Source organism: Epilithonimonas sp. (assembly GCF_056329745.1).
In genome coordinates this window covers 17,036-40,925 of sequence record NZ_JBWEYV010000018.1, presented here as the reverse complement: position 1 = coordinate 40,925, position 23,890 = coordinate 17,036, and the positions used below count along the sequence as shown (strand labels likewise).

Annotated in this window: 20 protein-coding genes and 1 tRNA gene; 17 read left to right on the top strand and 4 right to left on the bottom strand. The window is 36.6% G+C overall.

The window, feature by feature from the left end; all coding sequences use genetic code 11:
* Nucleotides 1–217 precede the first annotated feature (217 nt).
* The 9 genes from leuS to AC00Y6_RS12560 all read left to right on the top strand — a co-directional run bounded on the left by leuS (nucleotide 218) and on the right by AC00Y6_RS12560 (nucleotide 10,094).
* On the top strand, nucleotides 218–3,028 hold the full coding sequence (gene leuS / locus AC00Y6_RS12600; RefSeq protein WP_474490968.1) for a leucine--tRNA ligase: 2,811 nt from the start codon (nucleotides 218–220) through the stop codon (nucleotides 3,026–3,028).
* Nucleotides 3,029–3,313: 285 nt separating this feature from the next.
* Nucleotides 3,314–4,174 (top strand): MotA/TolQ/ExbB proton channel family protein, encoded by an 861-nt coding sequence (locus tag AC00Y6_RS12595; protein ID WP_474490967.1) that lies wholly within the window; start codon nucleotides 3,314–3,316, stop codon nucleotides 4,172–4,174.
* A 90-nt stretch (nucleotides 4,175–4,264) separates the two neighbouring features.
* Nucleotides 4,265–4,873 (top strand): ExbD/TolR family protein, encoded by a 609-nt coding sequence (locus AC00Y6_RS12590; RefSeq protein ID WP_474490966.1) that lies wholly within the window; start codon nucleotides 4,265–4,267, stop codon nucleotides 4,871–4,873.
* A gap of 11 nt (nucleotides 4,874–4,884) precedes the next feature.
* A complete protein-coding gene (locus AC00Y6_RS12585; protein ID WP_474490965.1) occupies nucleotides 4,885–5,427 on the top strand; it encodes an ExbD/TolR family protein in 543 nt (180 codons plus the stop codon).
* Between the two features lie 33 nt (nucleotides 5,428–5,460).
* Nucleotides 5,461–6,288 (top strand): energy transducer TonB, encoded by an 828-nt coding sequence (locus AC00Y6_RS12580; protein ID WP_474490964.1) that lies wholly within the window; start codon nucleotides 5,461–5,463, stop codon nucleotides 6,286–6,288.
* 260 nt (nucleotides 6,289–6,548) lie between these two features.
* Nucleotides 6,549–7,421: a PstS family phosphate ABC transporter substrate-binding protein gene (locus AC00Y6_RS12575; protein WP_474490963.1), complete on the top strand. Its 873-nt coding sequence runs from the start codon at nucleotides 6,549–6,551 to the stop codon at nucleotides 7,419–7,421.
* 112 nt (nucleotides 7,422–7,533) lie between these two features.
* Nucleotides 7,534–9,168, top strand: coding sequence for a tetratricopeptide repeat protein (locus tag AC00Y6_RS12570; protein ID WP_474490962.1), 1,635 nt, complete (start codon nucleotides 7,534–7,536; stop codon nucleotides 9,166–9,168).
* A gap of 90 nt (nucleotides 9,169–9,258) precedes the next feature.
* On the top strand, nucleotides 9,259–9,978 hold the full coding sequence (bshB1, locus tag AC00Y6_RS12565; protein WP_474490961.1) for a bacillithiol biosynthesis deacetylase BshB1: 720 nt from the start codon (nucleotides 9,259–9,261) through the stop codon (nucleotides 9,976–9,978).
* A 39-nt stretch (nucleotides 9,979–10,017) separates the two neighbouring features.
* A tRNA-His gene (locus AC00Y6_RS12560) sits at nucleotides 10,018–10,094 on the top strand.
* Nucleotides 10,095–10,192: 98 nt separating this feature from the next.
* Here AC00Y6_RS12560 and AC00Y6_RS12555 read toward each other — a convergent pair.
* Together AC00Y6_RS12555 and AC00Y6_RS12550 are read right to left on the bottom strand one after the other, a co-directional pair.
* The gene (locus AC00Y6_RS12555) at nucleotides 10,193–10,531 is read right to left on the bottom strand and encodes a DUF3276 family protein (RefSeq protein WP_474490960.1); all 339 of its coding nucleotides are present in this window, start codon (nucleotides 10,529–10,531) and stop codon (nucleotides 10,193–10,195) included.
* Nucleotides 10,532–10,670: 139 nt separating this feature from the next.
* Nucleotides 10,671–12,359 carry an ABC transporter ATP-binding protein gene (locus AC00Y6_RS12550; RefSeq protein ID WP_474490959.1) on the bottom strand — a complete coding sequence of 563 codons (1,689 nt, stop codon included), beginning with the start codon at nucleotides 12,357–12,359 and terminating at the stop codon, nucleotides 10,671–10,673.
* A 153-nt stretch (nucleotides 12,360–12,512) separates the two neighbouring features.
* On the opposite strand from AC00Y6_RS12550, the gene mqo reads away from it, so the two are divergent.
* Both mqo and AC00Y6_RS12540 read left to right on the top strand, forming a co-directional pair.
* Nucleotides 12,513–14,015 carry a malate dehydrogenase (quinone) gene (mqo, locus tag AC00Y6_RS12545; protein WP_474491007.1) on the top strand — a complete coding sequence of 501 codons (1,503 nt, stop codon included), beginning with the start codon at nucleotides 12,513–12,515 and terminating at the stop codon, nucleotides 14,013–14,015.
* Between the two features lie 11 nt (nucleotides 14,016–14,026).
* The gene (locus AC00Y6_RS12540; RefSeq protein ID WP_474490958.1) at nucleotides 14,027–14,419 is read left to right on the top strand and encodes a hypothetical protein; all 393 of its coding nucleotides are present in this window, start codon (nucleotides 14,027–14,029) and stop codon (nucleotides 14,417–14,419) included.
* A 49-nt stretch (nucleotides 14,420–14,468) separates the two neighbouring features.
* Here the strand turns inward: AC00Y6_RS12540 and dapA are convergent, their stop codons facing one another.
* Complete coding sequence (gene dapA / locus AC00Y6_RS12535; RefSeq protein WP_474490957.1) at nucleotides 14,469–15,347, bottom strand: 4-hydroxy-tetrahydrodipicolinate synthase; 879 nt, start codon at nucleotides 15,345–15,347, stop codon at nucleotides 14,469–14,471.
* A gap of 91 nt (nucleotides 15,348–15,438) precedes the next feature.
* Nucleotides 15,439–16,962 carry a hypothetical protein gene (locus AC00Y6_RS12530; RefSeq protein ID WP_474490956.1) on the bottom strand — a complete coding sequence of 508 codons (1,524 nt, stop codon included), beginning with the start codon at nucleotides 16,960–16,962 and terminating at the stop codon, nucleotides 15,439–15,441.
* A gap of 119 nt (nucleotides 16,963–17,081) precedes the next feature.
* Between AC00Y6_RS12530 and AC00Y6_RS12525 the strand changes: the two genes are divergently transcribed.
* From AC00Y6_RS12525 to AC00Y6_RS12500, 6 genes are all read left to right on the top strand, one after another.
* Nucleotides 17,082–18,506, top strand: a complete 1,425-nt coding sequence (locus AC00Y6_RS12525) for a hypothetical protein (protein WP_474490955.1) — start codon at nucleotides 17,082–17,084, stop codon at nucleotides 18,504–18,506.
* A gap of 97 nt (nucleotides 18,507–18,603) precedes the next feature.
* Nucleotides 18,604–19,365 carry a 5'-nucleotidase C-terminal domain-containing protein gene (locus AC00Y6_RS12520; protein ID WP_474490954.1) on the top strand — a complete coding sequence of 254 codons (762 nt, stop codon included), beginning with the start codon at nucleotides 18,604–18,606 and terminating at the stop codon, nucleotides 19,363–19,365.
* A gap of 22 nt (nucleotides 19,366–19,387) precedes the next feature.
* A complete protein-coding gene (locus AC00Y6_RS12515; protein ID WP_474490953.1) occupies nucleotides 19,388–20,338 on the top strand; it encodes a bifunctional metallophosphatase/5'-nucleotidase in 951 nt (316 codons plus the stop codon).
* Between the two features lies 1 nt (nucleotide 20,339).
* Nucleotides 20,340–22,562: a type IX secretion system anionic LPS delivery protein PorZ gene (gene porZ / locus AC00Y6_RS12510; protein WP_474490952.1), complete on the top strand. Its 2,223-nt coding sequence runs from the start codon at nucleotides 20,340–20,342 to the stop codon at nucleotides 22,560–22,562.
* A 6-nt stretch (nucleotides 22,563–22,568) separates the two neighbouring features.
* Complete coding sequence (gene recO / locus AC00Y6_RS12505; protein ID WP_474490951.1) at nucleotides 22,569–23,246, top strand: DNA repair protein RecO; 678 nt, start codon at nucleotides 22,569–22,571, stop codon at nucleotides 23,244–23,246.
* A gap of 2 nt (nucleotides 23,247–23,248) precedes the next feature.
* Nucleotides 23,249–23,737 (top strand): GNAT family N-acetyltransferase, encoded by a 489-nt coding sequence (locus AC00Y6_RS12500; RefSeq protein ID WP_474490950.1) that lies wholly within the window; start codon nucleotides 23,249–23,251, stop codon nucleotides 23,735–23,737.
* Nucleotides 23,738–23,890: the final 153 nt, after the last annotated feature.

Here is a 23,890-nt window from a genome sequence, read left to right as displayed (position 1 = left end):
TTGGTACAAATGGTGAATAGAAGTGGGAAACCGCGCCCCGGCCTAAGTGGAGCTCTTTTTATTTTTTAGCTATGGGAAAAGGCTCTGGAGAAAATTAAAAAAGCGGGAACGGAGGACGGATATAGGCGCTCAAAAAATTTAGATTGTCATTTCCTCCCAAAATCTTAACTTTGTGAATCTTAAAAAAATTATTCATTATTAATTCCTTATTCAGAGAATGTTTTACGACCATCAGCAGATAGAAAAAAAGTGGCAGAAATATTGGGAAGACAACCAAACTTACAAGACTTCCGACTCAACAGACAAACCGAAATTTTACGTCCTCGATATGTTTCCGTATCCTTCCGGAGCGGGTTTGCACGTGGGACATCCACTCGGTTATATTGCTTCTGATATCTACGCGCGGTACAAAAGGCATCAGGGTTTCAACGTTCTGCATCCGGTAGGTTACGATAGTTTCGGGCTTCCGGCAGAGCAATATGCGATCCAGACAGGGACGCATCCTGCTGTTACAACAGAACAAAATATCACGAGATACGAGGAGCAATTAAGGAAAATTGGTTTCTCGTTCGACTGGAGTAGGGAAGTGAGAACGTCTGACCCTTCTTATTATAAATGGACGCAATGGATTTTTATCCAGTTATTTCATTCTTGGTATAATAAAAATACCGATAAGGCAGAGCCTATCGAAACTTTGATTTCTCAATTTGAAACGAAAGGAACAGAAGGTCTTAATGCCAATCAAAATGAAGAACTGAATTTCTCTTCCGAAGATTGGAAATCCTATTCTGATATCAAAAAAGAAGAAGTTTTACTCAATTATCGTTTGGCTTTCCGCGCAGAAACGAGCGTGAACTGGTGCCCAGCTCTGGGAACGGTTTTGGCAAATGACGAGATTAAAGACGGGAAATCAGAAAGAGGCGGTTTCCCGGTTTACCAAAAGAAAATGATGCAGTGGAGTATGAGGATTTCCGCCTATTCCGAGAGGTTGTTGCAAGGTCTTAAAACTTTGGATTGGCCACAACCTTTGAAAGATGCTCAGGAATATTGGATTGGGAAATCCCAAGGTGCTCAAGTTAGATTCTCCACTGAAAATGGAGAAACGATTGAGGTTTTCACAACACGTCCTGACACCATTTTTGGGGCTACATTTATGGTTTTGGCGCCAGAAAATCCTTTGGTTCAAAATTTAACGACTCCGGAACAAAAAGCTGAGGTTGATAATTATATAGAACAAACATCGAAAAAAACAGAACGTGATAGAATGGCTGACGTGAAAAACGTGAGTGGTGCTTTCACGGGAAGTTATGCGATTAACCCTTTTACAGGGAATAAAATCCCGGTTTATATTTCGGATTATGTGTTGATGGGTTACGGAACTGGTGCTGTGATGGCTGTTCCTGCGCATGATGAGCGCGACCATAGATTTGCGAAGAAATTTGGTTTAGAGATTATCAAAGTGGTGGAATCTGATGTGGACGTTCAGGAAGAAGCATTTGATTCCAAAGATTCGGTTTGTGTGAATTCTGATTTCTTGAATGGTCTTAACTATAAGGATGCGAAAGCTAAAATAATTGCTGAAATCGAAAATAAAGGAATTGGTCACGGAACAACGAATTACAGACAGCGTGATGCGATTTTCTCAAGACAAAGATATTGGGGCGAACCAGTTCCTGTATATTATAAGGAAGGAATGCCTTACACTTTGCCCAACTCTGCTTTGCCTTTGGAATTGCCGGAAGTTGAAAAATATTTGCCTACAGAAGATGGCGACCCGCCATTAGGAAATGCAAAAACATTCGCTTGGGACGAGGCGAATCAAAAGGTTGTTGATACCAATTTGATTGATGACAAAACTATTTTTCCATTAGAATTATCAACGATGCCGGGTTGGGCGGGAAGTTCTTGGTATTTCTTAAGATATATGGATCCGGACGATGATGAGGTTTTCTGCAGAAAAGAACTGTCGGATTATTGGGGACAAGTCGATTTGTACATCGGAGGAAGCGAGCACGCCACCGGACATTTATTATATTCCCGTTTTTGGAATATGTTCTTGAAAGACCGAGGTTATATTGAACAAAATGAGCCTTTCCAAAAGTTGATTAATCAAGGGATGATTTTAGGAATGAGTGCTTTTGTTTATAGAATTGATGGCACCAATCAATATGTTTCTAAAAATTTAGCAAAAGATTATACAACTCAAGCTATCCATGTTGATGTCTCTTTATTAAAAGGAACAACTGACGAATTGGATACTGAAGCTTTTAAAACTTGGAGACCAGATTTTGCCAATGCAGAATTTATTCTTGAAGACGGAAAATACATCACAGGTCGTGAAGTAGAGAAAATGTCCAAATCAAAATACAACGTCGTAAACCCAGATGATATTTGTAATGAATATGGTGCAGACGGCTTAAGATTGTACGAAATGTTCCTTGGGCCGCTGGAACAATCCAAACCTTGGAACACGCAAGGTTTGAGTGGTGTTTATGGTTTCTTGAAAAAATTCTGGAACCTATATTTTGATGGCGATACTTTCTCCGTTTCTGATGAAGAGCCTACGAAAGAAGAATATAAAGTGTTGCATACATTAATCAAAAAAGTGGTTTACGATATTGAGAATTTTTCTTTCAATACATCGGTGTCATCTTTTATGATTGCCGTGAACGAATTGCAAAAATTGAAATGCAATAAAAGAAAAATTTTGGAGCCTCTTGCGGTGATTATTTCACCATACGCCCCACACATATGCGAGGAGGTATGGAATTTGTTAGGTAATGAGACTTCGGTAGAGTTTGCAGCGTTTCCTGTATTGGACGAGTCTTACTTAGTAGAGAATGAGATTGATTATCCGGTAAGCTTCAATGGGAAGATGAAACTGAAGATCAAGCTGGCTGCTGATTTGGAAAAAGAAGCTGTTGAGGAGGCTGTAATGGCAAATGACGAGGTGAAGAGGCTTTTGGGAGCAAATTCGGTGAAAAAATTCATCTTTGTTCCGAAAAAAATCATTAATATTGTTAGCTAATTAAGTGATTCTTGGGAAATGTTAAGAAAAATTATTATTCTGAGAAGTGTATTGATTAGAAATTAAAATGATAATAAATACAAATCAATTTTAATAATTTTATCTTAATGTCCGCAGAACAGATAATAATTTCACAAAAACGATGTTTTAATTTAATTAATAATTAAAGTTCTGTCTTTTTGTAGATAAAAAAATCAGAACTCAAAGCCAAAATATTTTTGCATTTTTAAAATATTTGACTTTATTTTACACGATAAAATTTAACAATTATAATTTAGTTTTAATATGGAAATGAATGTTTCAAACACAGATGAGCAAGTAGTTGCTAGAAAAAAGGGAGGTCTTAATCCTGCGATTGTTATTCCAATTTTACTTTTAGTTGGTATCGCAATTTATTTATTTATTTTAGGAAATCCATCTAATTTCCAACAGGAAGCACAAGATGGTGGCGCTTCCGTGGCATTTTCAAGTATTGCACACGAAAAACTTGCACCACAAGGGCTAGGTATTATTTACATGGGGGGCTTCCTTGTACCTGTTCTTATTACATTCATGATCATTGTAATCGTTTTCTCTATCGAGCGTGCTTTTGTTCTTAGCAAAGCAGCAGGAAAAGGAAATGTTGACAATTTTGTAGTGAAAGTAAGAGGTCTTTTAAACAACAACAAGGTTGATGAAGCATTAGAAGAATGTGACAGACAACAGGGGTCAATTGGTAATGTTGTAAAAGAAGGACTTACTACTTACAAGGCTTTAGCTCACGATACAACGTTGGATAAAGAGCAGAAAATGGCTGGTCTTAACAAAGCGATCGAAGAAGCAACAACATTGGAAATGCCAATGCTAGAAAAGAATATGAATATTTTATCTACCCTAGGTACAGTAGCGACATTGGTTGCACTATTGGGAACGGTAATCGGTATGATTAGATCATTCCAGGCTCTTGGTAACGCTGGTGGTACTCCAGATGCGGCAGCTTTGTCTATCGGTATCTCTGAAGCTTTGATGAATACGGCTCTAGGTATTGGTACTTCGGCTGTAGCGATCATCCTTTACAACTATTTTACATCTAAGATTGATAGTCTTACTTACAAGATCGATGAGATCTCAATGAGCGTTCAGCAGTCTTTTGCAGAATTTCATTAATTAGTGATTGGGAAAATCCCCATCAATGTATAGAGGTGTTATTATGAACATTTCTTAAATAGTATAAATAGTAAATAAGGTATTCAAATAATGGCGAGAATAAAACCAAAAAGACACGGTGTGGCTTTGGATATGACGGCGATGTGTGACGTAACGTTCTTACTTTTGACGTTCTTCATCATGACGACGCAATTCAAGAAGCCAGACGTGGAACAGATAAAACCGCCTTCCTCAATATCTGAAAAGTTACTTCCCGATGCCAGTCTAATGACAATCAATGTTACAAAAGATGGTGTATTCTATTTTCAACCTGTAGACAACGGAACTGAGAAAATTCAGTTGTTGGAAAAAATGGGTCAAAAATACAGAATGACTTTTACAGATGCAGAGAAAGTTGCTTTCTCTAAGCTGACAGCGGTAGGCGTTCCTATGGGACAACTAAAGAGTTTTCTTGATCTTCCTGCTGATAAACAGAAAGAGTATAAGGCAACCGAAGGTGTTCCTATGGAGGATACAAATAAACAATTAATTGATTGGGTACAGCAAAGCCTTGCGATCAATCCTAACTACAAGTTGGCGATCAAAGGTGATGTAACCACAAAATATCCAAAGGTTAAAGGTTTGTTTGAAGGTTTAAGAGATATTGATTTTCTTAAATTTTGGCTGATAACATCACAAGAATCTAACCCAGGAAATTAATTCTATAGAAAATGGCAGAAGTACAGGTTAAAGAAGATAGCGGGAAAGGCGGCAAGGTCCGTTCGAAAAAGCATAACCCCCGCGTAGACATGACGCCGATGGTAGACTTAAACTTCCTAATGTTAATGTTCTTTATGTTTACCACAACGTTTAGCAAACCCAATGTAATGGATCTTGGTCTTCCTGCGAAACCAAAGGAGAACCAAAAACCACCAGATACAGAGATTAAATTAAGTAATTCCATTTCAATCATTATAGGGAAAGATAATAAGGTGTTTTATCATCAACAAGATCAACAAGGTCTTAATGATCAAACTCTTATACAAACCAATTTTGATAGAGATGGTATTAGAAAAGTAATCGAGCAGGCAAAAGCCGGAGCAGCTGATAAAGACAAATTTACTGTTATTATCAAGCCAACCGATGATGCTGTATATAAGAATTTTGTAGATATTCTTGATGAGATGGCTATTACCAAAAACGAAAGATATGGGGTGACCGATATCAAACCTTGGGAGTTGGCTGTGTATAAGAGAAAAGTTGGAGAGCAATAATCCATCTGCAAGTATCACTTTAAATTTTTAATAATGACAGAAGATAATGTGAACTACAATCCATCCTTGGATGAAATTGTATTTCAGAACAGAAATAAAGAGTACGGCGCATATGACTTGAGGACGCAATACCCCAAGTTGCTTACGAGATCTTTTATTATCGGGACTATATTATTTCTTCTTATTGCTGTATCACCTTTGATTTACCTTAAAATTCAGCAGATGAATGCTAAGGAAAAAACAGAAGTTGATGCCAAGCTGGTTAACATTCTAGAAGAAGAACCAGTGCTAGAGCAACCAAAAGAAGAAACACCACCACCTCCACCACCTCCAAAAGAGGAAGAAAAGCAAGAGGTGATTCAAAACGTGGTTCCTGAGCCTAAAAGGGTTCCTAAGATTGAGACACCACCGCCGCCAATTACAAAACAATTGGAAACAACGACAGGTTTGCAAAATCAGGAAGGTGTGAAAACACCAACTTATACACCACCGCCACCGCCACCAAGTACTGGTACAAGAACTGGAACTGCAGAGGTGAAACCGGTAACCAACGAAGTGTATGAGTCTGTTGACCAGTCTGCGGAATTCCCAGGTGGTACCAACTCTTTCCGTACAAAATTCCAGAACAATTTTGATTCTGGCAATTTGGAAGGTGAAGGAACACTTAAAACAGAAATTACCTTTGTAGTTGAGAAAGATGGTTCTATCACTCAGGTGAAGGCTACTGGTTCTAATGCTGATTTTAACAGAGAAGCAGAAGCTACAGTAAAAGGAATTAGAACAAAATGGACACCTGGTAAGGTTAATGGCCAGCCGGTAAGATCCAGATTTAGATTCCCTGTTACGATGAATTTCCAATAAGAGATTAATTAGTAACATATTATATAAAAGAGAAGTTTTTATAACTTCTCTTTTTTTATTAGATTTGTAGTATGTTTAACTGGCTTTCTTTATTAACCGGCTTCTTTTATATCGTATTGGGAGTGGTTGTGATACTTTACAAATTTTTCGTAATTACCCTGGAGCAGAATGTAGCCTATATGTTGGGTGCACTGCTGATTGCCTATGGTATTTTCCGTATTGTTAGGGGGATAATTAGAATAAAAAATAATCAATAATCTGTGAAAAAATGTATTTTTTTGTTGTTGGTTGCTACAACAATACTTTTCTCCTGTTCCAAAACAAAAGAGAAAGAAGTTGATAATCCTAATAAAGGTGTTATTACTATAGAAGCAGATGAATCCTTCAAAAGCGTAACCGAAGCTTTAGCAGAACGTTATGTAGCACTCAATCCTAATACAAAGATTAATGTTGTAATTAAAAAAGAGGATCTGGGGTTTCTTGATCTTTTAGACAAAAGGGCTAGGGTTGTTGTTATGTCTAGGGAATTATCTAACGAGGAAAAAGCTGCTTTTGACACTAAGGTAGATTTGCCTTGGCAGCCCGCTAAATTTGCTGTTGATGCGGTACTTTTTGTAGTTCCAAAGAATTCCCCATTAGAATCTATTTCGATGCAGGAGATTTACAAAGAACTTACATCACCTGATAAAAAATTGATTTTTGACGGTACTAATGCTAGCAACCTTAATTTCGTTGCACAAAAATTTAAAAAAAGGCCAGCGGATCTTAAGTTTTCTATTATAAGTGGTAATGAAAATGTGGTAGAACAACTTAAAAACTTTCCTGGAAAAATTGGTGTGATTAGTTATAATACCATTAGTCGACCTTTTGGTGAAGAGGCGCAAAAATTAAGATCAGAACTGAAGATCTTGAAAGTTGTAGATCATAGTAAGGTTTTTGAACCTTCATTAGACAATTTAAGAACGATGAATTATCCGTTTACACGAGTACTATACTTTCTCACGAATGAAACTTACTACGGGTTAGGCAACGGTTTTATCCGTTTTTCGTGCCAGCAATTGGGACAAATTGTGGTAGAAAAAGAAGGCCTACAACCCTACAATATATTTAAGAGAGAAGTTCAGATGCGTTGATATTTTTAATGTTTTTTTAATCTGAAAGACTTTTTTTTATGCTATATTGGTCTAAATATTGTGATTGGTTTTGTCGGTTTATTTAAGAATTATAACGAAAACAGAGAATATAATGAATTTATCAAAAAAAATAGCTATTACTGCTGCTGTAGGTTTTTTTGTGAACCTTTCTTTTGGACAAAGTGTTCAGGAGGGTATTAATTATGTAGATAGTCAGAAATATGCTAAAGCTAAACAGAATTTTACGGACCTGATTAATCAGAATCCTAAAGATGCCAATAATTACTTTTATTTAGGTAGCACTTATCTGACGCAGTTCGAACCTAATTTTGAGCTTGCCTTAGAAAATTTCAACAAGGGACTTGCTGCAGACCCTAAAAGTTATCTTAATAAACTTGGTTTGGCAACTGTTAAATTAGGAAAAGGTGACAAATCTGCTATTGCAGAGATCCAGCAAATTGTTAAAGATTCTAAGGAGAAAGATGCAGAAGTTCTGTTCCGTGCCGGTGAAGCTCTTACAACATTTGAAAAAAACAGTTCGCCAGATTTGGCTATTGGTTTTCTGAATAAAGCGATAGAGAAAGCTCAAAAAAATGGTGTGCCGGCTAATTATTATTATTCATTAGGAGATGCCTACCGTTTGAAAAAAGATCCAGGTAATGCCATGTCAGCATATGACAAGGCAGAAGCTGTCGCTAAAAATAAGGCTTCCGTTTATACAAGGATGGGAACACTTTGGATTGCGGCGCAACAGTGGCAAAGGGCTAAAGAAAATATCGATAAGGCTATTGCTGTAGATCCTACATATGCGCCGGCCTACAAAGCTTTGGCTGGATTTAATATCAAGTATCAGAAAAATGCTGAAGCTACTCAGAACTTAATTAATTATACTAAGTACGCGGACGAAGATCCTTATACTCAATTGGAAATTGCAAAATTGTATTTTACTAATGAGGATTATGCCAATGCAAAAACGACATTGGACTCTGTTTTTGACAAAGTAGATGATCCAATCAAATACAGATTGAGAGCCTATATCCAGTATGGCGACGGTGATTATGCCGGTGCTCAGCAAAATATCAGCACATTTTTATCAAAGGCTGACAAAAGTAGGGTACAGCCTTCTGACGAAGGATTACAGGGACTTATCGCTGCCGGTTTGGCAAAGAATGAAAAGGATGCCGCTAAAAAATCACAACTAGAAACTACCGCTCAGCAAAAAATTGCTATCGCCAAGGCCGCCAAAGATGAAACATTAAACTGGGATGAGGAATTAGCTAAGTTGAAAGGTGGCATTACTACAGGAGCTGCTGATCAAGGTGCAACCTCACCAGAAATACAGGCTCTTAAAGCTAAAGTAGCTGCCAATCCTCAGGACACAGATGCTTTATATAAATTGGCACAAGCATATCAAGAAGTTAAAAACTGGAGTGGAGCCATACTTACTTGGGGCAAAATGTCGGCAGCATTGCCTGATTGGGCACCAGCTTATTATAGTCAGGGTTATGCTTATCAACAAGCGGGAAATAATGATATGGCCAAAACATCTTATGAAAAATTTATTTCTTTGGTAAAACCTGCAGAAATTGAAGCCAACAAACAAAGCTTGGGCTATGCTTATTTCTTTGTAGCATTCATGGAAAAAGATGCTAACCCAGAAAAAGCAAAACAGGATGTGGCTAAATCTTTGGAGTATGAGCCTACTTATCCCGATGCTATCAACCTTCAAAAAACATTGAATAAATAATAGTTATCAATACTAATACAAGCTTCCCAGTTATATTAATTGGGAAGCTTTGTTTTTATTAAATTTGTATTGTAAAAACTGAAAACAATTATGAAATTAGATATATTGGCAATTGGGGCTCATCCCGATGATGTAGAACTAGGTTGTGGCGGAACGATCATTAAATTAATTGCTGAAGGTAAAAAGGTAGGGGTCATAGATCTTACCGAAGGCGAGTTGGGGACAAGAGGGACAAGAGAAACCCGCGCTACTGAAGCCAAAAATGCGGCTGATATTTTGGGAATCAGCAGCCGTGAAAACCTAAAGCTCAAAGATGGATTTTTAAACAACTCTGAAGAATATCAACTGAAGATTGTTGAAAAAATAAGAAAATACCAGCCCGATATTGTATTGGCCAATGCTATCGATGACCGGCATCCAGATCATGCCAAAGCCGCAAAATTAATTTCTGACGCATGTTTCCTTTCCGGTCTTAGAAAGATTGAAACTCATGATAATGGCAAAACTCAGGAGGTTTGGCGACCCAAACATATTTTTCATTATATCCAGTGGAAGCATATTGTCCCGGACTTTGTAATAGATATAACAGGGTTTTTGGATCAAAAGATTGACGCTTGTATGGCCTACAAAACCCAATTCTATGATCCTAATTCGGATGAACCTGTTACGCCGATTGCTACGAAGGATTTTTTGGAAAGCCTCACTTACAGGGCGCAAGATCTTGGCAGGCTATCCGGTGTCGCGTATGCAGAAGGTTTTACAACAGAAAAATTGCTGGCATTTAAAAATTTTGACGGAATTATTTGTTAATAACGGAGAAAATATTATATATTTGCACACGCAAAAACGGTGATTGTAGCTCAGTTGGTTAGAGCGTCGGATTGTGGTTCCGAAGGTCGTGGGTTCGAGACCCATCATTCACCCCAAAAAATCGCTTCTACAAGAGAAGCGATTTTTTTATGCCATAATTTTTAAAATTAAACGATAAAAAAAGCACACCTTAAAGATGCGCTTTTCATTTTATTTAGACCTCGTCGTCAGACTCAATCGTGTAAGATGATTTGGTTTTGTAATCCTTGTCATGCCTTTCTGATATTACATCTTCGCCCTTCTGCTGAATGATGAAATCTGTGGATTCGTTAAACAATTCCTGAAAACTTTTAAAATCCTCTTTGTAAAGATAAATTTTATGCTTTTCAAATGTTGCTTCGCCGTTTTCCCCAAAGTTCTTCTTGCTTTCTGTAATTGTCAAATAGTAATCACCTGCTTTTGTCTCCCGCACATCAAAGAAATATGTTCTTCTGCCTGCTTTCAACACCTTAGTGAAAATCTCATTCTCATGTCGTTCCTTAAATTCACTCATTGTTAAATATTTTTTAGAAATCTGTATAAACAAATATAACAGAATTCTCGGAATTTCAAAATATTTTGTTAAAAAAAGATGTTAAATCCTGCTTTTTCTTAAATTTTTAATAAAATCAAATTAAAATCTAGTTTTAAGATCAATTTAAATGAAGGATAGAATCAGCCCGCTTGGCACTTGATTCTCTGTGAGTTATTATGATAGAAGTCGTGGTCCTGATGTCACTATCGATGTTATGGAGGATGTTTTCTTCCGTCTCGGTGTCCAGTGCAGATAGGCAATCGTCAAAAATTAGAATGTTGGGTTGTTTTATCATCGCACGGGCGATACAAATCCTCTGTTTCTGCCCGCCAGAGAGCATTACACCGCGTTCCCCAACCATTGTGTCGTATTTGTTTTTAAACTCTTCTATATTTTTATGGACATCCGCTTTTTTTGCCATTTCTACTACCAGACTGTGTGTTGGATGATCTACTGCAAAGCCAATATTGTTTTCTATCGTATCAGAAAAAAGGTAACTTTCCTGCGGTGTATAACCGATTTGGTCCCTGTATAACTTGAGATTGTGCGTTTTCAGGTTTTTGCCGTCAATCAGGATTTCACCTTCATCAGGATCTATCAGGCGGCAAAGCAATTGGGCGATTGTGGATTTTCCGCTACCCGTTTTTCCCATAATAGCCATAGATTTTCCCGCATCAATTTTAAAACTGAGTTTGTCCAATGCCTTAATCCCTGTATTGGGATAAGTATAACTGACATTACGGAATTCGATTTCACCAGTAATGGAATAGTTATCGTTGTTGGTGTTGATAATCTCGGATTTCATATCCAAAAATTCATTTACACGCTGCATGCTTGCTTCAGCCCTTTGATTGACTGATGTAACCCAACCCAGCATAGAGAAAGGGAAAATCAGCATATTAATGTACATGAAGAAATCGGCAATGGTCCCCACGCTCATCTCCCCGGCAATATATTTTTGTCCGCCGATATAAAGGATTGCCACATTCAGAAGTCCGATTACAAAGATGATAATGGTGAAGAAGTAAGCTTCTGTACGGGCAAGATCCAATGCCTTGTCCTGATAATCTTTTACCTTGATTCCATAGTTTTTCTCGATATAACGCTCCTTGCTGAAAAACTTCACCACGCGAATGCCCGAAAAACTGTCCTGCACAAACGTGGAAATCGCAGACTGGCTTTTCTGCATAATCTTTGATTTTTTGTTGATGATATCGCTGACTTTATATATTCCGTACGATAAAATAGGTAACGGAATCAAGGTCCACAAAGTCATCTGGAGATCGGTCATAAACATGTACACGCTGGTGATGATCAATAATATCACAAGGTTTACCACATACATAACGCCTGGGCCAAGGTACATTCTGATGGCCACAACATCTTCGCTAAGCCTGTTAAGGAGGTCACCAATCGTTGTTTTTTTATAATCCGTTACAGATAATTCCTGATAATGGCGGTAGATTTTATTCTTGAGTTCATATTCTATCCTTCGCGAGGCTACAATAATCGTCTGACGCATCATAAAGGTAAAGAAACCGGATAATAGGGAGCAGACTATCAATATCCCCGAATTGATAAAAATAACCCGGAAATACGTCCAGTTATTTTTGACGTTGTCGATGATGTTGAGATCGGGCGACAGCTTGAGTGTCGAGTAGTTTTTCTCAATAATATTAATGGTTTGCCCAATGTACTGGATCTTGTAAATCGCAAAAAAGTTGCTCAGGATAATGAAAAGAAATCCTAAGAACAGTAGCGATCTGTGTTTCCAGAAATAGGGGTTGAGTGTTTTTAAAGCCTTCATCTTATAAGCCTTGATTTTCCAAAGCTGCTGCAAAATTAATAAATATAAATTTCAGAATCGGTTTTAGAATTTATTTTGGAGTTTATTAATAATTATCGAGATTTTTATGCTGAAAATCGGGTCAAAATTGACATTTATGAGTTAATTTTGTAGCTGCAAAAATCTAAACAAGATATGACTCCTAAACCAAAATATGACGTCGCATTAATTGGAGGTGGTATAATGAGTGCAACATTGGCAACAATGCTTCATGAGTTTGACCCCAATCTAGAAATTGTAATTTTTGAAAGACTTGGCGAGGTTGCAAAAGAAAGTTCATCTGCGTGGAATAATGCCGGAACAGGACATTCCGCTTTTTGTGAACTTAATTACACGCCTGAAAAGGAAGGTAAAATCGATATTAAAAAAGCTGAATATATTGCTGAGCAATTTGAGGTTTCTAAACAGTTTTGGTCTTACCTAATTAATAAAAATATTATCCACAGCCCTAAAGAATTTATCAACTCGTGTCCACATATGAGTTTTGTTTTTGGCGAAAAGGATGTCGAATTCCTTAAAAAAAGACATCAGGCATTGCAGAAATCTCCATTATTTCAAGGGATGGAATTTTCTGATGACCACAGCCAACTTAATGAATGGATACCGCTGATGATGCAAAAAAGGATGGCAACAGACAAACTGGCTGCCACCAAAATGGATATGGGTACCGATGTGGATTTTGGAATGTTGGCGACAAAGCTTATTCAGCATCTTAATACAACAGAATCTGTAGAAGTTTTTACCTATCATGAGGTGAAGGATATTAATGCAGATGGGCATGGTGGCTGGGAAATGAAGGTGAATGACCGTAAAAACCTCCATAAGCAAACAATACATGCAGATTTTGTCTTTATAGGCGCGGGAGGTTATGCGCTTCCGCTTTTAGAGAGTTCTGGGATCGATGAAAGTCGTGGTTATGGCGGTTTCCCGGTAAGTGGGCAATGGCTTGTTACAACCAATCCAGAACTTGTAGAGAGACACCACGCCAAAGTTTATACGCAAGCAACGGTGGGTGCGCCACCAATGTCCGTTCCGCATTTGGATCTTAGGATTATTGATGGTCAAAAAGCTTTGCTTTTTGGTCCGTTTGCCGGTTTTTCTACCAAATTCCTGAAAGAAGGCAGCTACCTTGATTTGCCGGAAAGTATTAATTTTAAAAACATCAGGTCGTTATTCGGAGCATGGTGGCACAATATGCCGCTTACAAGATACCTTATCCAACAGGTGACGATGAGCAAATCCCAAAGGATGTCGCACTTGAGGGATTTTGTAAAAGATGCCAAAGAAGAAGACTGGGAACTGAAACATGCCGGGCAACGCGTTCAGATTATCAAAAAGGACCGTTTCGAAGGTGGCCGACTAGAGTTTGGAACCGAAGTGGTGGTGAACAAGGAAGGAAACATCGCGTCACTTTTAGGTGCATCGCCGGGTGCCAGTACATCAGCTTTTGCCATGATTATGGTTTTGGAAAAATGTTTTGGAAAAAAACTGTCTTCCGATTGGCATGACAAACTACTTGAAATGATCCCGAGTTACGGTAAAAAACTCGCAGAGCATCCCGAACTGATTAATACAATCCGAGAATATTCCAAAGAGAAACTGGAGCTGGAATATTAAATTTTCAGTTTATGGAAGAAACCATTGTAAAACCAGCGATTGCGGAAGAGATTCTGCTACAGCTAAAATCCTCAACGGAGCAAGAGAAGCAGGTTATTTTGCATTGTGGTTATCAATCCAATATTTATCTGGAAGAGAAGATCAGGATTTGGCCTTCCACTTATCTTGTAGATAGGCATTCTGACCATTTTTCTAAACTGATCCATTGTGAAAATATCAGCCTTTATCCAGATTGGACAGATTTGCCTTTTGGCAAGCAATATTGGTTTACACTCGTTTTTTCGGGATTGCCGTCAGATTGTACGGTGTTTGATTTTATAGAACATATCCCACAATCCGGTGGTTTTTTTCAGGAAGGCATTACCAGAAATGCTACTGATGTTTATAAGATTCAGTTAGATTAAATTAAATAAAAAAAGGTTTAGATATGTTGTCTGAACCTTTTTGTTTGTATTAGTTGGCAAGTTTTTGCATCTGCTCTTTTATTTTTTCCTGCAAACTTTCCGATGCCTGTACCAATGGCAGACGAAGATAATTTTTGATAATCCCTTTTTCTGCCAGGATGGTTTTTACACCACAAGGGTTGCCTTCTGCAAAAATCAGGCGGGTGATTTCTACCAAAGAGTTGTGAATTTTGTAAGCCTCATCCACTTCCCGGTTAAGTGCCAGCTTAACCATTGTAGAAAACTCTTTGGGGTAAGCCTGACCAATGACTGAGATTACACCGTCTCCGCCAGCCAACGTTACAGGAACTGTATACTCGTCATCACCGGACATAAGGGAAAAGTTTTCAGGTTTTTGTCTCAGGATGTCAAAATACTGCAGGATGTTGGGCGCTGCTTCTTTGATCATAAAAAGGTTGGGGAAATCATTTGCTAATCTTAGCGTTGTAGAGGCTTCCACATTCTGGCCCGTTCTTCCGGGTACGTTATATATGATGATTTTGGCACCAGTCTCCGCCAAGGCTTTATAATGTTGATAAAGGCCTTCCTGATTGGGTTTGTTATAATAAGGCGATACTGATAAAACAGCATCGAAATCTGAAAGGTCGGTTTCCTTGATCTGTTTGACAACTTCGGCTGTATTGTTTCCGCCAATGCCCAGAACAAGAGGTAGCCTGTTGTTGTTAATCTTGGTGATATGCGCAATGACTTTTTCTTTTTCTTCCTTAGATAGTGTTGCTGCCTCTGCAGTAGTTCCCAAAACTACCAGAAAGTTGGTCCCGTTGTCGATATTATAGTCAATCAATCTGGTAAGAGCATCATAATCTACAGACAGATCTTCATTGAAAGGTGTTACCAGAGCTACACCCACGCCTTTTAACTGAGTCATTTTAAATAAAAATTAATTTTCCAAAGTTAAAATTTTTCGTTAGATAGATCATAGTTGGTAATTGTTTTTTTGGATGGATAAAGTAACTTAATTATTTAAGATTGTAAACAGATATAGAATCATATTCTTTTTGGTAAGTTTTTATAGGATTTAAATAAGATTTATAGAGAATAAAATTGTTAATTATTATAGGGGACACAACTCTTTTTGTCAATGGATTTCTAATTGAATAAGTTGGTTGCTTTTTAAATAACGAGACAGAAATTCCTAAATAGTAAGGCACATCATTTCCTGTGAAAGCAGAGGGAAGTATGATATAACTGATTTTATTGTTTCTGAGAAAAGTTTCAAAATCCAAGTTAGTAATATCTTGGAAATATTTTGTATTGGCAACCAAACCGTCAGCAGGGATTATCTCCAAATCCGAATAAAAAGCAAGTTTTCCTGGAAAATCATAAGTAAAAGCTCTGGCGTTTTTTGGTAATTTGGTTCTTAATTCTTTTGCAAAATTCTGGACCTTATCTTTGCTGTCATCTTTGTAATTTGGCTTTTTTATAAGAGTGTTTTGTAAACTAAAATTGCTTGTTGCTTTCAAATAACCAATAGAGCAAGAGATCAATAAGCTAATTGTAATTAGAGCATAATTAAAAAAACGGACACTATTCTTATTTAGAATTAGATTTATAGCATCATAAATCAAAAATATGAGCACTAGCATTTGAGCTACATAATACCATTGCCCTATTTGTGATTGAAAAAGCAGGTTATATAATAATTGTAATAAGACACCAAGGGTAAATGATAACTTCAGCAAGCGGAAGGGGATGTTTTTTCCTACACTTAGAAATACGGTATAAATTAAACTAATAGTTATGAAAAATATGCTGAGATTATTGAATGAGATTTGTGTAGGGATTTCTGGGAAAGAACTTTTTATTCTTCCGCTGATTGGTACAAAACCACCAAACCAATACCAGTTGGTCCACAGGTATGCGCTACAAAAAAATAATATAGGGAATCCTGATTTCAAGAAACTCTGGAAGTGCCATTTTCTTTGATAAAAATAGTATAATGACAGGGTTGTTAAGAGAAAAATATTATCCAGCCTGCTAAGAAAAACTAACGAAAATAGAACACCAAACAGCCAATCATTTTTTTTATCAAAGGCCAAGAAAGATAATAACATTGAAAAACAGAATAAATTAAGATGAGCTTCTATAAGGTATAAGGTTCCTAAGCTGAAAAACAGGACACTGATTGTAAAGTACGCTACAATTTTGCCAGTTAAATTATTCTGAAAAAAAATATCTAGTTTTCTAAAACTTCCAATAACAAGTGAAACCTGAAAAAACCAAAGGATGCATACAACGTTCTGTTTTCCAAAGGGATTTATTAGCTCTGCAAAAACACAAACAAGCATCCATAAGGGATGATAACCGTTTGTTAAATATAAATCATTAAAATATGATCCTTTTCCATGAATAAAGTTATATGCAATCTGAGGATAAAAAAAACCGTCGTCTGAAGGAAATTTGGCAGGATTAAGGAGAAAAAATACTGCAGGGATACAAAAGCAAATATATAGGGTAATATTGTTTTGCAGTAAATACTTCATTGGAGTTAATTTTTTAACAAAGATATAGTATAAGAAATTTAATTAGAAGCTGGAATTAGAGATTAATTATAAAATCATATTATTAATTAACTTTATCCACTTTTATTCAAAACTAGATTATGAAAACAAAAAGCTACATTCTCCTCTGGATTTTCTTAATTCTTAATGTTGCAATTGCACCATTATTCATTCCCAACGGAGGGCTTGTAGGCGATATCCAGCATTATATAAGGATTGCGTATTATTGGCCGGAAGTTAAATGGAGTCTTTATCCAATTGGATATCCGCTATTGCTAAGAGCGTTTTATAATATTCTAGGCGATTATTTTTGGGCCGGCCGGCTTATTAATATGCTGTGTTTTTTAAGTATTGGACTTTTTGCTTACATAAAGAATTTCCATTTTAAAGAGACTGTCATTTTGTTATGTACAAAAACCTGTATTTTCTCTTATTTTAATATTCTTTCGGAAGGTATTTTTTTATGCGTGATGTATTTTTTGTTCTATCTTTTTTACCAATATTTTTATAATAAGAAAGCAAAACAACTGGTAATTGCAGGGTCTGTATTAATGATTCTACTTTTTACAGTCCGTTACTCTGCATTATATATTTATTTGGCGTTATTAGCTTATTATGTTTTTTATTATTACTTCAAGTTAAAGAGGCAAGGCTACTCATTTTTTAAAACGTTCTATTCTAATTTTTTATTGATTTCTGGGCTTGGAATTTTTCTTTACATCTCATTTAATTACATGAAGTTTGGTGATTTTATGGGCGAAAGTTTCAGGAATCCTTCTGATCTCAAACTTTTTACAGAGGCATTTTATATTGCTGTTCTAGGTTTTTTTAACGCATTCAATCCTGTACTGGGAATAAAATCTGTAAAACTTACCCCTTCGGCTATTGCTATAGAGATATTTTTGTTGATTATAAATATAATGTTCATCTGGTATTTTATCAGAATCTGTAAAAGATATTTTAAAAAGACCAAGGATTTCTTCTTTTATGGATTAATTATTTTTATAGGTATTTCTTATCTTTTGTTGATTTTCTTTTCTTCGTTTTATCAGGGGATAGACAATATGGACATGAGGATCTTGTGCGAAGGTTCATTTTGCATTTTCTATGCCTTCATTTTTATATTATATAAAGAAAAACACAATGAAAAGGTGATTTTTATGATGGCAGTGTTGTGTTTAGCTTTCAATACCGTTTATGCCATTAAAATCCCTAAATTTTATCTAACTCAAAAAAAAGAAACGGAAAGTGATTTAGCCGCTGTAATTGATGGAAAAAAATATTTTTACAATGATACTGCGGAAATACCGGAAATGACCACTTATAAGATTCCGTTCATTGGTAAGGAAATTAAAAAATCGAATCCCTATTCGCAAAGTGGTTTTATCAATGCGTACATCATCATGGCAAAATATCCTGAGATTTCGGAACTTCGGGATGAGAAATCTATCGTTGATAAGAAACTGATTATTTACAATTCTGATTTGCAAAAGGCACATGATGCAAAAGAACCGGATAACAAATAAGTTGTTGGATTTGTCCTTTGAGATGCAGTTTAATTTTAATTAATCTCATATAAACATTATCAGTTTAATTATTAGCTTTGTATCTCATTAGTTAGAAATGAAAAACAAATTATTTACACTGGCTTTGGCTGGTATGCTGATAACAGCTTGCAAAACGCCTGTTAACCTGGCCAGTGTTCATACAGAGAAAAATATTTACATTACCGGTGATCTTGCGCAAGACAAGGCGATGGATGATGTGATACAACCCTATAAACATGAGCTGGATGGGCAAATGAACACCAAGTTGTCTCATACCAACACCGAACTTAATAAGTCTGGCGACAACAGCAGTCTCGGTAATCTACTCGCAGATTATACCTTTCAGGGGGCTGATGAATGGGCCTCAAAAAATCATCTACCGCCAGTGGATGCTGCTGTCATTAATATTGGTGGCATCAGGACAATTATCCCCAAAGGCGAGATTCTCACCAAACAGATTTATGAGGTGATGCCTTTTGAGAATGAAGTAGTGATTGTAAAACTGACTGGCAAAGATGTAGAAGGCCTTTTTGATTATTACTTGTCTACACAAAAAAACAATCCTGTCTCACATTTGGTTATAGAAACCGATAATTCCTCGATATCCAGGAAACTCATCAATGGGAAACCGGTAGATTATAATCGGGATTATTATATTGCAACATCTGACTATCTGGCTTTAGGCGGTGATAATATGTCATTTTTTGAAAAAGGAAAAATGATAGATACCGGAATCAAAATGCGTGATCTTTTTATAGAAAAATTCAGGCAAAATCCCGAGATCTCTGCACCGGATGATGTAAGATTGATTTTTAAAAATAAAAAAGTAGAGGAGTAGTTTTTACACTTTTTCAAAACTTATGAAAAGAAAAGAATTTCTAAAATATATTGGTGGTGGTAGTCTTGCACTATCCTTGGCGCCCAATCTGCTTTTTGCAGATCAAAACGTAGCATTGGAAAAATCGTCTTCTTATAAACTGACGATCTTACATACCAACGACCAGCACAGCAGAATCGAACCCTTTGATGCGTCTTATACCAAAAATCCCAACCAAGGTGGTTTTGCTAGAAGGGCATCATTAATCAAAAAAATCAGATCCGAAGAAAGCAATGTCTTGTTGTTGGATTCAGGCGATATTTTCCAAGGGACACCATACTTTAATTTTTTTGGGGGAGAGCTAGAATTCAAACTTATGAGTATGATGAAGTATGATGCCTCTACCATGGGCAATCATGATTTTGACAATGGCTTGGAAGGGTTTCTCAAAGTTTTGCCTAATGCCAAATTTCCTTTCATCTGCTCTAATTACGACTTTAAAAACACCATTTTGGAAGGTAAAACCGAGCCTTATAGAATATTTATTAAGAATGGAATTAAGGTTGGTATTTTTGCTGTGGGTATAGAGTTGAACGGCTTGGTTGGTAAGAAAAATTACAAAGAGACTGTTTATCAGGATCCTATAGAAGTGGCACAACATTATGCTGATTTTCTAAGAAACGAAAAAAAGTGTGATTTGGTGATTTGCCTCTCCCATATTGGCTTTGACTATATAGACGAACCTTCTAAAATTTCGGATAAGCATCTGGCGGCTAAAACATCTGGGATTGATCTTATTCTTGGTGGGCATACCCATACATTCCTCAAAGAACCGCTTGTTTTCAGGAATATAAATGATAAAAATGTCATTGTCAATCAGGTAGGCTGGGCCGGGATACTGCTGGGCAGACTGGACTTCTTTTTTGACAAAAATAAAGGAGTGAAAAATATTTCGTGGAATAATCAGTTAATAGATGAACGGATAATTGTTTAGGATGAAGAAAATTTTATTGATTTGGGCTGTTTTGTCTGGCCTCTGTTACAACGCTCAGAGCTCCGGAAAATGGAGTGACCTGTTTTCTTTTAATAATGTAAAATACATTCGGGAAGATGGGGAAAGGCTTGTGGCAGCTACCGAAAACGGCGTTTTCTATTATAACCTGAACAGTGGAGAAATTAAAAAAGTAACTAAAGCCAACGGCTTGCACGACGTTAAAATTTCTGCATTTGATTATGATTCTGCTTCCCAAACAGGCATTGTAGGTTATCTAAACGGGTCTTTGGATGTTATTACCTCAAGTGGGATTTATTATATTGTAGACATTCCTCTGGCTACAAGTTATAGCGGATCCAAAAAAATTAATCATATATCTATCACCGGCAACAAGGCTGTAATCTCAACAGGTTATGGCGTTTCGATTTTTAATATTCCTAAGAGAGAATTTGGGGACACCGCTTTCTTTGGCTCTGCATCATCTTATCTTACAGCCAATGCAGCGGTTATCAAAGATAATACAGTATATGTGGCAACAGATTCTGGTATCAAATATCATGATTTAACATCTACTTTTTCTGTTTTTACATCCTGGAGTAGTTTATCTATTAATGGCAGTTTTAAGAAGATCGATTACAAAGACTTTATGGTTGCCGCAACCAGTAATCAGGTCTTTTACGGAACACCTAATTCTTTACAGCAGCTTCCGAAAAGCTTTGATACTGTGAAAGATATTAAGGTTGTAAACAATAACATAGTAATTGCAGACAATATGCAGAGCTATGTTTACTCGGCAACAGGTACATTGCAAAAAAATATTAATGCAGGGGAAGTGATTAATACAGCTTATCTCTACAATAACCAGCTTTACGCGGGTACACAACTTTCCGGTTTGTATAATGAGCAGAAAACCAGCTACAAACCTGATGGGCCTTACAACAATACCTCTTATAAGATTTCTGTTTTGAACGGTCAGGTTTGGATATCCTCCGGCAAAAGAACTAGTTACAATATTCCAAATATAAGTTATTTGGGCTATTATCATTATAATGGTAGTAACTGGATCTATCCGGAGTATTTTAAGTCGAATACCAATTTTAATATTCTTGATGTAGTTCCCAATCCCTCCAATCCCTCTGAAATATATTTTACCAACTATATTCTTGCTAGAGAAAAGGGGATTTATAAAATGCAAAATGATGAGTTTGTTAAAGGTTATATGACAAATGATGATGCTAATACCAGTTATAATAGACCCGTGGGATGTGTCTTTGATGAGAATAATGATATAATTTGCAGTGCGGCATTTATGGATACTTCGGCAAAATCTGGCTATTATTACTTGGATAAAGCTTCGGATAAATTCATATCGAAAAACCTGAATGTAGAAGCGCGAGCTCAGAAACCCTTTGCCAAAGATGGCATATTATATTTGCCATTACCATTGGGAGGAATAATGGTTTATAATTACAATAAAACGCTTCCTAATAATTCCGATGATAGTTTCAAATTTTTGACAACCAGTAATAATCTTCCTTCTAATATTTGTTTAACGGCAGCTGTTGAAAAAAATAATGAGTTATGGATAGGCACATCTGCTGGTCTTCGTATACTGTCTAACCCCAAATCAGCAATTCTGGAGTCTTTTCCTCAGACAAGTACTATTATAGTGGAAGACAAAGGTTTGGCCGAGGAGTTGTTTCGTAATGCAACTATATTGCAGATTACAGTAGATTCGGGGAATCAAAAATGGGTTTCTATAGAGGACGGGGGTGTTTTCTATTTGAGCCCTAGTGGTGACAAAACCATTTACCATTTCACCAAAGATAATTCTCCTTTGCCTAATAATACCGTTACCGATATTCAGATTGATGAAAAATCGGGCAAAGTCTATTTTGCGACAATAGATGGCGTGGTTTCTTTTCAGGGTGATGTGACCGACGTTAATGCCAATTTTGGAAATGTATTGGTTTACCCTAATCCCGTTATCTATGCACAATACAAAGGTAATGTGAGAATCCGTGGTCTTGCACAAAAAACCAATATTAGGATTACAGATGCCGCCGGGAATTTGGTAAACTCATCAGTTGCCAATGGTGGTTATTTTGAATGGAATCTCGCCAATCAAAAGGGAGTGAGGGTGGCATCAGGAATATATTATGTTTTGATGACCAACGAAGATGGTACAGATACAGCTACAGCTAAGATTGCCGTGGTTAATTAGCAGGTAATGACGCAAGAGGTTTTTCTTTTATCTTATATCAAATATGGAGATCACGATGCTGTTCTCCATTGTTTTTGCAAAGAAAAAGGCTATAACAGCTTTTTTGCAAAAGGTATTTACGCGCCAAAAAACAAAAAAAAAGCCTTCTTGTTTCCACTTAACCAATTGCAGCTTCAGATATCGGACAAGAAAAAATCGATACAAAATGTATTGAAGATAGAGCAGGCTAATGTCTCTCTTTTCAGCTTGGATGTCAGGAGAAATAGTATTCTTTTTTTTGTTGCAGATTTACTCAACCAGATTTTAAGAAACGAGAATCAAAATCAGGAGATTTATCAGGAAATTGGCACTTTTATCCAGCATCTACAGTCAGATAACTTCCATTCTCACCTCGTTCTCATCTTTTTGTTGATAAAAAGACTTGGTCTGCAGCCTCTGTTTTCCGATAATATTTTTCTTAATCCGGAGACCGGCATTTTTGAAAATGCAGAATCACATCGAGATTTTGATGATGAAGTTTCTTCCGCATGGAAATTCTTGCTCCTTTCGGCAGATGTTTACAGCATCAAGATGGATCGGGCGATGAAGCAACGTTTCCTTAATTCTTTAATCATTTATCTGCATTATCACATTTCGGATTTCAGGGAGCCCAAATCCTTAGGAATTATAAAAGAAATATTTTAGATATGATTAGACAAGCCCAAGAGAAAGATATTGAGATCATCCGAGAACTGGCCAACAAATCATGGCATTCTGCTTATGCCAATATTTTGGATCAGGAACAGATCGATTATATGCTGGAAATGATGTATTCTCAACAGATGCTGGAGCAACATTTCCAAAATCCTAATTTTGAATATTATCTAATCTATTCAGACAATAACCCTTTGGGTTTTATGGGTTTTGAAAAACAATATGAAAATCTGGTTACAAAGTTGCACAGGATTTATTTTTTGGATGAAGCGCGCGGAAAAGGCTTGGGCAAGTCAAGCATCGATTTTCTAAAGAAAGAAACAGCGAAAAATGGTGATCTGCGCATTATTCTGACTGTTAATAAAAATAATGCCGCACAAAAATTTTATGAATCTCAGGGCTTTGAAATTTACAACGAAACCGTGTTTGATATTGGTAATGGTTATGTGATGGATGATTACCTGATGGAGTTTTTAATTTAATATTATTCGAGTTAATATTATTCGAGAAATAATACGAATAAAAAGATGATCATGAAAATTAATGGTTTGATTAACAGACTAGTCTTTCCGATTTGTCATAAAAATTCATAATAGTTTGCTTCATATATACAATTGTTGTATTTTTACGGGGCG